General features: G+C 55.5%; 7 protein-coding genes. 4 read left to right on the plus strand and 3 right to left on the minus strand.

Annotation, left to right across the window (positions count from 1 at the left end):
* A partial coding sequence (locus HALA3H3_RS00195) for an ExeM/NucH family extracellular endonuclease (protein ID WP_053857107.1) occupies window positions 1-3,955 on the plus strand: 3,955 nt, incomplete at its 5' end.
* Window positions 3,956-4,112: 157 nt separating this feature from the next.
* Entirely contained in the window at window positions 4,113-5,546 is a 1,434-nt protein-coding gene (locus HALA3H3_RS00200; protein WP_022520375.1) for a phosphomannomutase, read from the plus strand.
* Window positions 5,547-5,653: 107 nt separating this feature from the next.
* Here the strand turns inward: HALA3H3_RS00200 and glyA are convergent, their stop codons facing one another.
* A complete protein-coding gene (gene glyA / locus HALA3H3_RS00205) occupies window positions 5,654-6,919 on the minus strand; it encodes a serine hydroxymethyltransferase (RefSeq protein ID WP_022520376.1) in 1,266 nt (421 codons plus the stop codon).
* 243 nt (window positions 6,920-7,162) lie between these two features.
* Between glyA and HALA3H3_RS00210 the strand changes: the two genes are divergently transcribed.
* Window positions 7,163-7,594: a LexA family protein gene (locus HALA3H3_RS00210; protein ID WP_022520377.1), complete on the plus strand. Its 432-nt coding sequence runs from the start codon at window positions 7,163-7,165 to the stop codon at window positions 7,592-7,594.
* On the plus strand, window positions 7,591-8,955 hold the full coding sequence (locus tag HALA3H3_RS00215) for a Y-family DNA polymerase (RefSeq protein ID WP_022520378.1): 1,365 nt from the start codon (window positions 7,591-7,593) through the stop codon (window positions 8,953-8,955). Before HALA3H3_RS00210 ends, HALA3H3_RS00215 begins: the two co-directional genes overlap by 4 nt.
* Here HALA3H3_RS00215 and HALA3H3_RS00220 read toward each other — a convergent pair.
* Both HALA3H3_RS00220 and HALA3H3_RS00225 read right to left on the minus strand, forming a co-directional pair.
* Window positions 8,917-10,380 (minus strand): sodium-dependent transporter, encoded by a 1,464-nt coding sequence (locus HALA3H3_RS00220; protein ID WP_022520379.1) that lies wholly within the window; start codon window positions 10,378-10,380, stop codon window positions 8,917-8,919. The genes HALA3H3_RS00215 and HALA3H3_RS00220 overlap by 39 nt on opposite strands.
* Window positions 10,381-10,452: 72 nt before the next feature.
* A complete protein-coding gene (locus HALA3H3_RS00225) occupies window positions 10,453-11,676 on the minus strand; it encodes a YbfB/YjiJ family MFS transporter (protein WP_022520380.1) in 1,224 nt (407 codons plus the stop codon).
* Between the last annotated feature and the right edge of the window lie 9 nt (window positions 11,677-11,685).

Raw genomic sequence — 11,685 nt, forward strand, 5'->3', positions numbered from 1 at the left:
ACCTGAAGAGCCAACAGAACCTGAAGAGCCCAACAACCCAACTGACCCCAGTCAGCCTGAGCCAAGTAATCCAAACTTCAATCTGGGAGAGCGCTACCACACGGGCACTTCTGACGCTTCAGCAGCGATTGCCGTGGGTGAGGGTTTCATGCTGGTGGCGGATGACGAAGACCAAGTGTTACGCCTCTATGAGCGCGATACTGACGGCGCCCCTCTGGCGGAAATTAACCTAAATACTGCTCTGGGTTTGAATGACACCCAAGAGGTGGACTTGGAAGCGGTGGCGACTTATCAAGGCACCCACTACTGGCTAGGCTCCCACGAGAGCAGCCAGCGCTCGATGATTTTCGCCACTGAAGTGACGGGTGATAACGCTGAGAGTTTGAGCATCGAGGTGACGGGGCAGTTTACCGATTTAGCCAGCCAGCTTAACGACTGGGATGCCCAAAATGGCCATGGGCTTGGTGAAAATGCGCTGAGCCTCTCGTTAGGGATCAATATTGAAGGCGCTGTGTTTATCGGTGACTCCCTTTATCTCGGCCTACGCTCGCCGCAGGATGATGGCTTCGCACAATTAGTACCGGTAGAAAACGTGATTGACCTCGTCTCTGGTGAGGCTAACGAAGCTTCCTTTGGCGATCCCCTGCGTTTAGACCTGGATGGCCGCGCGGTGCGCTCTATTGAGCCTGCTGGCGATGAAGGTTATCTGATCCTGGCGGGCCCGGTTAACGATGACGACGACGTCGGTTTTGGTCTTTACCTATGGGATGGTGATTATGCCGTTCGTGAAATAGACGGCCCGGATCTCAATACCCTACCGGACGCACTGACGGCGAAGCCGGAATCACTTTTCGATGTTTCCATCACCGAGTCGGGCGTTACTGCGAGCGTGCTGTTTGATAGCGGCACGGTGGATTGGTTAGAGGATGGTCAAGAGTCTAAGGATCTACCCGCCGAACAGCAGCGCTTTGTAAGCACAGACATTGAATTCAACCTGCCTGATTTTGCACCTCAAGCCGGTGACATTGCGATTACTGCGGTCAGTGGCAGCGAAAAATCCTTCCAGTTCGTAGCATTGAAGGGTATCAGCGAAGGTGCGGAAATTACCTTTACTGACTCAGGCTGGGCAGGCGATGGCTTCCGTGCCAGCGAAGGCGCCGTTAAGTGGACGGCGCCTGAAGGCGGCGTACCTGCAGGCACGGTTGTTACTTACACTGCGGATTCTCCGCAATTCACTACTGCTAACAGCAGCGAGGTGGGTAATAACGGGTTTAATCTTTCGGTCAGCGGTGACCAAGTACTTGCTTTCGTCGGCGAGGCTAGCGACCCAACATTTATCTACGCGGCTCAAACCAACAGCGATGCGTGGCAGGAAACTGCAGACTCCTCTAATAATTCTGCCCTGCCGCCTGGCCTTGAAGAGGGTGTCACAGCGGTTGCCGTTGGCAGCGCACGCAACGCCGCCTTTACCGGTAATGGCTTCGGCACGGCGGAGGAGCTATTGAGCGCCGTTGGCAACCCTGACAATTGGTCATTTGAGTACGGTGAACTACCCACCAATGCCACCACTGACTTTCATGTGGGCACGATGGAAGCTCCTTATGTGCCGGGCGAGCGCGATATTGGTTTAGCCATCACTGAGATATGGTCGGGCCAAAGCGGTTCTGACGTCACCGCTGATTGGTTTGAAGTAACCAACCGTTCGTCTGAAGCGCTTGATTTCAGCACTATGCCGCTTTACTACGATGATGACAGTGCCGATCCCGTAGATGCTATAGAAATTAAGGGGCTAAGTTCGCTGGCTCCTGGTGAATCAGCGATTGTTATGGTCGATGGCGATGCCGAATCAGTTGCGGAATTCCGTTCAGCGTGGAGCAACCTGGATAATATCGATGCCTTGAAAATTGGTTATGCCGAAAATGCTTCTGGCCTGGGCGGTGGCGGCGATGCCGTAACGCTGTGGCAAGGCGACCCACGTGTTGATGGCAACCAGGTGGCAATGGAAGCCTACCCAGATACCGACGGGTTTGACGCCGCTTCCTGGGATGTGGATTTAGGCAAATTCACCACCACTGATACTGAGGGGGCGATTAGCTCTGATGCACTGGGCGGTGATGGTAGTGATGTACCCGCCGTAGCGTCACCTAGTCTTGCTAATCAGCCCCAGGTAGATATTACACTGATTTCTGCAGTACAGGGTGACTCAAGCAGCAGCACTTTAGAGGGTGAAAACGTTACGCTTGAAGCCATCGTCACTATGGTAGCGCCTGGCTTGGATGGCTTCTTCCTGCAAGAGGAAGATAGCGATAACGACAATAATGCCGAGACGTCAGAAGGTATTTTTGTGTACGCGGGTAGCGGTAGTGGCGATTGGCTGGAGCAGCTCACTGCCGGTGATCAAATTCGCATTAGCGGCGAGGTCTCAGAGTATTTCGAGAAAACGCAGTTAACTGCCGAACGCAACAGCCTTGAGGTGCTGGCTAACGATGTGCCTTTGCCTGAAAGCCAGCGAATCATCATGCCGTTTACCGACAAACAAGGCCTGGAAGCCTTTGAAGGTATGCGCGTAGCCATTGAAGCGCTGGACGGTGAGCCGTTGGTGGTCACTGAGCTTTACGAGCTGGGCCGTTACGGCGAAGTTACGCTTGCATCAGGAGGCCGCTTAGAGCAGTTCACGGAAGTCAACGAGCCTGATGTGGCAGGCTATAGCGCTTGGCTTGACGACGCCGAGGCACGCACCATTAAAATCGATGATGCGAATTCGACACAAAACGCTGATCCGATTATTTATGGTCGTAACGGTGAGGAGCTTTCTGGTTCTAACCCGCTGCGCGGTGGAGATGAGCTTCAGACTCTCGAAGGCGTGCTTGATTACAACTTCGAAGAGTGGAAAGTCCAAAACGTCGAAGGCCTGGACTTTACCGGCACTGAGCGTCCGGCAACACCTGATACAGATGCTCTGGGTGATGCCGATATTACAGTGGCCTCTTTCAATGTATTGAACTACTTCACTACACTGGATGAAAACGGCAACAAAACAGAGACCTTAAATGGCACTCTGCATGATCCACGCGGCGCCAATAATGCTGAAGAGTTTGCCCGTCAGGAAGCCAAAATCGTTGAGGCAATTAATACCAGCGGTGCTGATGTGGTGGGGCTCATGGAAATCGAGAACAACGGTTATGGTGACGATAGCGCCATTGCAACGTTGGTTGATGCGCTGAATGCAGATGTGCAGGATAAAAACATTCAGGACGTCACTTGGGCTTACAGCGTCCCCGAAGATGGGAATGGCAACACCACTAGCCCTGGGGATGATGCCATTGCGGTTGGGGTCATCTACAATAGTCAGGCGGTGACACCTACTGGCGCTGCAGCCACTAAAACCGATGGAGCTTTCGCCACTGCAAACCGTGCACCGGTGATGCAAACCTTTGAAGATAGTAATGGTGAAACCTTTTCGGTGGTGGTTAACCACTTTAAATCCAAAGGCAGTGTCGTCAATGGTGAAGACGCTATCGGCGACGGACAGGCCAACAACAACCCCACACGGGTCGAGGCCGCGGAGGAATTGCTTGAATGGCTATCCACCAACCCCACCGGTAGCAATGACAGCGACGTGCTGATTCTTGGTGACTTGAACTCTTATGCCATGGAAGACCCCATCATGACCCTGACCGATGCGGGCTATACCCTTCAGGACGATGATTACAGCTATGTCTTTGATGGATTCTGGGGTTCGTTGGATCATGCGTTAGCCAGTGAAACGCTCGCAACACAGGTCACGGGCACCACGACTTGGCATATCAATGCGGATGAAGCATCGGCATTGGATTACAACACCGACTTCACTAATGATCGTCAGGATGACAACCTATACGCCGATGATGCGTTCCGTAGTTCAGACCACGATCCTATCTTAGTAGGCCTGAACTTAGGCCTAGCTGAAGCTTAATTAAACGTACTACCTTTTGAGATGGCCTCCGCTTGCGGGGGCCATTTTTTGTCTTACTAGCCATTACCCCTGATCGCTTCAGCGCTCAAAGCGCCCCGTAGCGCTTCCCGCCTAGGGTGTTAAACTCACCGCAAGCACTTTTTTCAGGAGAAATACATTGAGTTCAGTACGTTCCACTACTGCTATTATTCATGACAGCGGCATTGCTTTTGGTACCAGCGGCGCACGAGGGCTGGTTGAACAGTTTACCGATGAAGTATGTGCAGCTTTCACCGTGGCATTTATTACCGCCATGCGGGACTCTTTTCCAGTAGAACGTATTGCGCTAGGTATGGATCGCCGCCCCAGCAGCCCGGCGATGGCAGCCGCCTGTACCAGTGCGGCCCATACGCTAGGAGTGAAGGTCAATGACTATGGCGTACTGCCTACGCCTGCCCTGGCGTTAAAGACAATGGCGGATGGCATACCTTGCATCATGATTACCGGCAGCCATATACCGTTTAACCGTAACGGTATCAAGTTTTACCGCCCTGATGGCGAGATTACCAAAGCTGATGAAACCGCTATTCTTAATGCTGAGGCGGCTATGCCTACCCTACCCGCGCCAGTGCGCGGGGAGGTTTCTGAAGCCGCTAATCAGGTCTACTCAGAGCGCTTCACCACCTGGTTTCCAGGTGAGCCATTGAAAGGTTGGCGGGTAGGCTTGTACCAACACTCGGCCGCAGGGCGCGATTTGAATGCGCATATTTTGAGCGAGTTAGGTGCGGATGTAGTGGTACTAGGCCGCAGCGAAGCCTTTGTGCCTGTAGATACCGAGGCCGTTAGCGACGAGGATCAGGCTCAAGGGCGTGCCTGGGCAAACCAACACCAACTACAAGCCCTGTTTTCTACCGATGGCGATGGAGATCGACCGTTGCTTGGAGATGAAACGGGTACGTGGCAGCGTGGTGATATTGTCGGGTTACTCTGCGCCCGTGCATTGGGAATCGAAGCGCTGGCTGTGCCGGTAAGCTGCAATACAGCGATAGAAGCCTGCGGTGCCTTCCAGCTAGTTGAGCGCACGCGCATTGGTTCACCGTATGTATTGGACAGTATGGCTAAGCTCAGTAAGCGGTTTACGCGAGTGGCTGGGTTTGAAGCCAACGGTGGTTTTCTATTGGGAAGCAGATTGGAGAGTGATGGCCGTCAATTAGCCGCCCTACCCACCCGAGATGCGCTGCTCCCCGCCCTTACTTTGATGGTGATGGCCGCCCAACGCGGGATTAACCTCTCGCAGCTAATCGCTGACTTACCTGCCCGCTATACGGCAAGCGACCGACTCAAGGATTTCGCCACGGAGAAAAGCCATGCGTTGCTGACCGAATGGCAAACCTCACCTGAACTGATGCAGCAAACATTAGGTTTACAAGCTGGCATTTCAGCAGTCAATAGCACTGATGGCTTGAGAGCCACGCTTGAAAATGGCGATATCGTGCACCTTCGCCCCTCTGGCAATGCACCGGAGCTGCGCTGCTATAGCGAATCTGCTTCACAAGCAGACGCATCGGCACTGGTAAAACAGAGCTTGGCCGCTCTCGAAAAGCTGAACTAGGGGCCTTACTCTTAGCAAAGAACAGAGCACTAACAAAGAACGGGCGACCCTAATGGGCCGCCCGTTCTTTGTGGCTATCCTTCGCCAAGGAGAATGGTTACAGCTGCTTATTTATAAACCGGAAGCCGCGCACAAACCTCGGCCACTTTATCCAGCACCTGGGCTTCGATGGCGCTGGTGTCATCGCCCTTGGCCAGTACGTCCAGAATATCGCAGATCCAGCCTGCCAACGTACTACACTCTTGTTCACTGAAACCGCGCGTGGTCACCGCTGGGGTGCCAATACGCAGGCCAGAGGTGACAAATGGGCTTTGCGGGTCGTTTGGAACGGCGTTCTTGTTCACAGTGATGTGGGCACGACCCAAAGCAGCATCGGCATCTTTGCCCGTTACGCCCTGCTTGATCAGCGAAAGCAGGAAGAGGTGGTCTTCGGTACCACCAGAGACGATGTCGTAACCGCGATCAATAAACACCTTGGCCATTGCCTGAGCGTTCTTAACTACCTGCTGCTGATAGGTTTTGAACTCGGGTTCCATAGCCTCTTTGAAACAGATCGCTTTGGCGGCGATTACGTGCATCAAGGGGCCACCCTGGCCGCCGGGGAAAACCGCTGATTGCAGCTTTTTCTCGATATCAGCGTCGTTTTCCGCTGAGAGAATCACGCCACTACGTGGGCCGCGTAGGGTTTTGTGGGTAGTGGAGGTGACCACGTGGGCATGGGGCAAGGGGCTAGGGTAAACGCCCGCCGCAACCAGACCAGAGACGTGGGCCATATCAACGAGTAAGTAAGCGCCTACTTCATCGGCGATTTCACGGAACTTGGCCCAATCAACAATTTGTGAATAGGCTGAGAAGCCGGCGATGATCATTTTGGGCTTGTGCTCGCGAGCAAGCTGGGCCACTTGAGCGTAATCAATTAACCCCTGCTCATCCAGACCGTACTGAATGGCGTTGTAGTGCTTGCCGGAAAAATTAGGCTTGGCACCATGGGTCAGGTGGCCGCCCGCATCCAGGCTCATGCCTAAAATGGTATCGCCTGGCTTAACCAGCGCTTGGAACACCGCGCTGTTGGCTTGCGAGCCTGAGTGGGGCTGAACATTAACGTAGGTGGCGCCGAACAGCTCTTTGGCGTAATCAATGGCCAGGTTTTCAGCGATATCGACGAACTCACAGCCGCCGTAGTAGCGCTTACCGGGGTAGCCCTCAGCGTATTTATTGGTCAGCTGGCTGCCCTGAGCTTCGAGTACGCGGGGGCTGGCGTAGTTTTCGGAAGCGATCAGTTCGATGTGGGCCTCTTGGCGCTCCACTTCTTTCTGCATGGCATCAAACAGCACATCATCAAATCCGGCAATTGTCATATCGCGGCTGAACATCGGCGGGAACCTCGTAACGAGAAAGGGTCATCATGGAAGAAGCGAGGGCGCTATCATAACGCAGCCTGACGCGACTTTCATCGCATCCTCGTCAGGTCTTGCATGAGCGTGATTCATGTAATGACAGAGGGAGTATCATCGCGAACACCGTGAAGCGATCTCAGGGGGCGTCAATTTGCGTTTTCCTTCTCCATGCAAAATACTGTATATTTATACAATATTTTAAGCACCAGGATGCCGACGATGCCGGGCCAGTCTTCTCACTTTACCCCTGCCTTGCCGTTAACCTCTCAGCCGCAGCCTTGTGGCCGCGCTGGTTTTAGTGGCTTTCCTTCGCCAGCCCAGGATTACGAGCCATGCACGCTGGATCTCAACACACGGCTGGTTAAAAACCCTACTGAGACGTTTTATGTCACCGCCACCGGCGACAGCATGGAGGGTTGGGGAATTTTTGAGGGTGATTTGCTGGTGGTTGATCGCAGTATTGAACCGCAACTGGGACATATTCTGGTCGCTATGCTAGAGGGCGAGGCCCTAATTAAACGCTATGCGCTCTATCGGGGAACGCCGCACCTGTGCTCAACACATCCTAACTATCCGCCACTGCCACTTGAAGGCAGCGACTGCCAGCTATGGGGGGTAGTGCGCGCCGTCGTGCACGAGTACTTGCGATGATCGGTCTAGTCGATGCCAACAACTTCTACGTCAGCTGCGAGCGGGTTTTTCAGCCCAAGCTGGAAGGTAGGCCCGTGGGGGTAATGTCGAACAACGACGGCTGTGTCATCGCCCGCTCCGCCGAGTTAAAAGCGCTGGGTATCCCTATGGGTGCGCCAGCCTTCAAGCTTGAAGAAATGCGTCAGCGCGGCGAGATCCACCTGCTGTCGTCTAACTATGAACTCTACGGAGATATGTCGGCACGGCTGACCCAACTACTACGCGATGCCTGCCCTGCAATTGCGCCCTACTCAATAGATGAAATGTTCGTCTACCTGGAAGGATTAACCACAGAGCAGTGTGAGAGGCTGGGGCGAGAATTGCACCATCGTATTCGCCGCCATTTAGGGTTACCGGTGTGTGTTGGGCTGGCACCCACCCACACGCTCGCCAAATTAGCCAATCACCTTGCCAAGCAAGACCCACATTACCAAGGCGTTTGCCTGCTTAATGGACAAGATCACACGACGCAGGCGCTGCTCAAACGTACGCCGGTGGGCAGCGTGTGGGGCGTCGGCCATCGGCTTGCCGGGCGCTTAGCGATTGGCGGCGTGACCACCGCTTGGGACTTGCGTCAAAGCGACGACAAGCAGTTGCGCAAGCGCTTCTCTGTGGTGCTGGCGCGCACCGCGCTCGAGCTGCGTGGCACGCCTTGTATGGAGATGAACGCCCTGGATCAACCGCGCCAACGCATTATGACCTCGCGCTCTTTCGGCCAGCCCACCGGCGTTTTTGCAGAAGTACATAATGCACTGCGGCGCCACGCCCAGCGCAGCGCTGAAAAACTTCGCGAGCAACGTAGCTTAGCTCGTGCGGTGATGGTATTTCTCAACACTAACCGTCATCGCCGCGATCAGTTGCAATACTTCCCGCAGGCGCTGATCGCCCTGCCCTCACCCAGCGACGATACCCGGGTGATCCTTGATGCCGTACGCCAAGGCCTTGAGCAGATTCATCGCCCCCGCTACCAGTTCATGAAAGCTGGCGTGATGCTGCTGGATTTAGTGGATGCAGAGCAGCACCAGCTTTCGCTGCTGCATCCGCCAGTCCGTGATCGCCATCCGTTTTTAATGGCAACCGTGGATCAGATCAACCAGCGCATGGGGCAAGGCACTATCAGCTTTGGTATGACGGATGCCCCTGCTGCTTGGCAACTGCGCTGCGCCCACCGCTCAGACCGCTATACCACGCGCTGGGACGAGTTGATGAAAGTGGGCACTCACCCCGGCGCAGTCGCCGCCGCCGAGGCAAAGCAGAAAGAGAAGCAGAAAAAACAGCAGGCGTTAACCAGCCCTAAGCGCAGTACGCAGCCGCGGGCTTAAGGTTTCTCCAAGCGCGACCATGGCAAACAGAATCCCCAGCAACCAGGGCCAGTGAGCCGCAAACGAGACCTGATAAACGCCCAGCGCGTCGACAAAAATCACCACAATGCCCAGCGGGCTAACGTAGCGCACCATGGTCAGCCACAGCGCATAAGGCAAGGGGGCAAGCCCCAACTCGTCGCGGAAAGTATCGTTTTTCAGCACAAACCCCGCTACCACTACCGTGCCCAGGCCACCCAACGGCATCATCCAGCGCGAGGTTAAATAATCCAGCCAGTCAAAGAAGTTCTTACCGGCCAGTGTCCAATCCGCGCCCAGGTTAAACGACAGCATCGCCAGTGTGCTAATCAACCACAGCACAATACCGGTGCCCCAGGCGGCTGCCGAACGCGAGATACCTTTGTTGTCGCACAGCCAGGAAACCGTGGCTTCGACCATAGAGATCGAAGAGGTCAGCGCTGCCATAGAGAGCATCAGGAAGAAGAGAATGCCAAACAGGGTGCCCAGCGGCATCGCCTGGAAGGCCAACGGCAGGCTCATAAAAATTAGCCCAGGGCCTTCGCCGGGGTTCATGCCATTGGCGAAAATAACCGGGAAGATCGCAAGCCCCGCCATCAAGGCAACAACGGTATCCGCCACCGCCACACTCACCGTGGTGCGGCCAATAGAAGCGTCTTTAGGCAAGTAGCTGCCATAGGTCAGAATCGCCCCAGAGGCCAGCGAGAGGGTGAAAAACGCATGACCCAGCGCTGCCAGAAGGCCTTCGCTAGAGAGGCTGCCCGCATTGAAGGAGAACAGAAAGTTAACCGCAGCGCCAAAGCCACCGGAAAACATACCAAAGCCAATCAACACCACCAGCATGATCACCAGCCCCGGCATCATCCAGCTAACGCTCTTCTCGATTCCCTGCTGCACGCCTTTACCCACGATCAACATGGTGGCCAGCGTAACCAGGGTGCTCCAGAAACCGAGGTTCAGCGGATTGGCGTTATTGGCCCCGAACACAGCGGCCATCTCATCAACGCTGCTGCCCGCGAGCCCCCCGGTCAGCATCTTCCACAGATACGAGAACGACCAGCCCGCCACCACCACGTAAAACGACAGGATCATAAAGCCGCAGAGCATGGCCATCCAACCAATCAACGACCAAGCCGATGAACGGCCAGACTCATTGACCACGCGCCGTATGGCATCCACCGGGCTACCACGCCCCCGCCGACCAAACGCGATTTCGACCATCATCACCGGCACACCCACGGCAAAGATGCACGTTAGATAGACCAGCACGAAGGCGCCGCCGCCAAACTCCCCAGTCATGTAGGGGAATTTCCAGATATTGCCTAGCCCCACCGCCGAACCGGTGGCCGCCAACATAAACCCCCAGCGGCCTAGCCATTGGGTGCGAGGTTGCCTAGAAGAGGTCATTTGCCCATATCCCGTAGAAAAAGGCGCTCATCCTAAAGGATTTCGAGGGTAATGCCCACTAGGCCCCAGTTCCTAGGCGTACACCATGGCTTTTGCGGCGGCATCCAGGCGTTGAGCGGTTTGATCGACCCGGCGCAAACAGGCCAGCAGCACCGCGCCAAGCGTTACAAAACCGCCCGCCAACCACAGCCCAACACCATAGTGGCCAGAGGTTTCAGCCAACATACCGGTTAATGCCGGGGCGCATATCTGGGCGGCGCCGTATGCCAGAGTCATCTGCCCCATTAGCCGCGCGGGGCTGGAAGGATAGAGCCTACCTGCCATGGTCAGCACAAGGCTGACGCAACCAAGGAAGGTACCGCCATAGAGCACCGCACTGAGCAGTACCACTGTTGAGTTCGCGGTAATCGCAGGCAGTACGATCCCCACTACCTGAATCCCCATGGCGAGAATCAGCGCCCCTAAATAGCCCACTCGACGGGCGACCAGATCCCACAGCATCACCGCTGGGGCGGCGGCTAAACCGGCCAGAGCGAACGTCCAGTTGCCCATCCCCGCCAGCAGCGGCTCACGCTCAACGATGGCAACTAAGAAGGTAGCGCTGATCACATAGCCATAACCGGCGCAAAAGTAGGCGGCGAGCATCCAGCGCATAAAAGTACGTGTTGGCGGCGTAGCGGTTCGGCTACTCGCCACGTGAGCCCCCTCTAGCGGCCTTTCCGGCCGCGGCAGCCAGCGCCAGGCAGGCACCAGCAGCACGGCACCCAGCAGGCTAAAGCCCCACCATTGGGTCTGCCAGCTAAAGGAAAACTGGAGCATCATCTCCACTGCCACCGCCGCGACAATCATGCCTAGCCCCAAACCGGCAAAATGAATTCCCAGCTCGCCGCGCTGGCGATGTTGGATTAACCAGTGAAGAATCAGCCCTGACGCTAATAGCATTGCAGCGCTGCTTGAAAGACCCGCCAGAAAACGCAACCCCGCCCAAACCCAGAAGTGATCGGTAAGCGCCATACCCGCAGTCGTGATTACCGCCAGGATTAACCCGCAGCGAAATAGCGTGTCTTTGATATAAATACTGTGAATAGAGGCGGCCAGCACGGCCCCCAGCATATAGCCCGCGTAGTTAACCGCAGCCAGCCAGCCGCCATCGGCATCACCCATCCAGGTCTGCTGCTGCATCACCGGTAGCAATGGGGTATAGGCAAAGCGCGCGATGCCAACACATAATATTTGGCTAAAAACGCCCGCCAACAGCACTTTGAAGCGCTGGGCACCTAGCGTTGCGACGGTCATGGGGCTACT

Origin of the sequence: Halomonas sp. A3H3 (genome assembly GCF_000982975.1) — a bacterium.
GTDB lineage: Bacteria > Pseudomonadota > Gammaproteobacteria > Pseudomonadales > Halomonadaceae > Vreelandella > Vreelandella titanicae.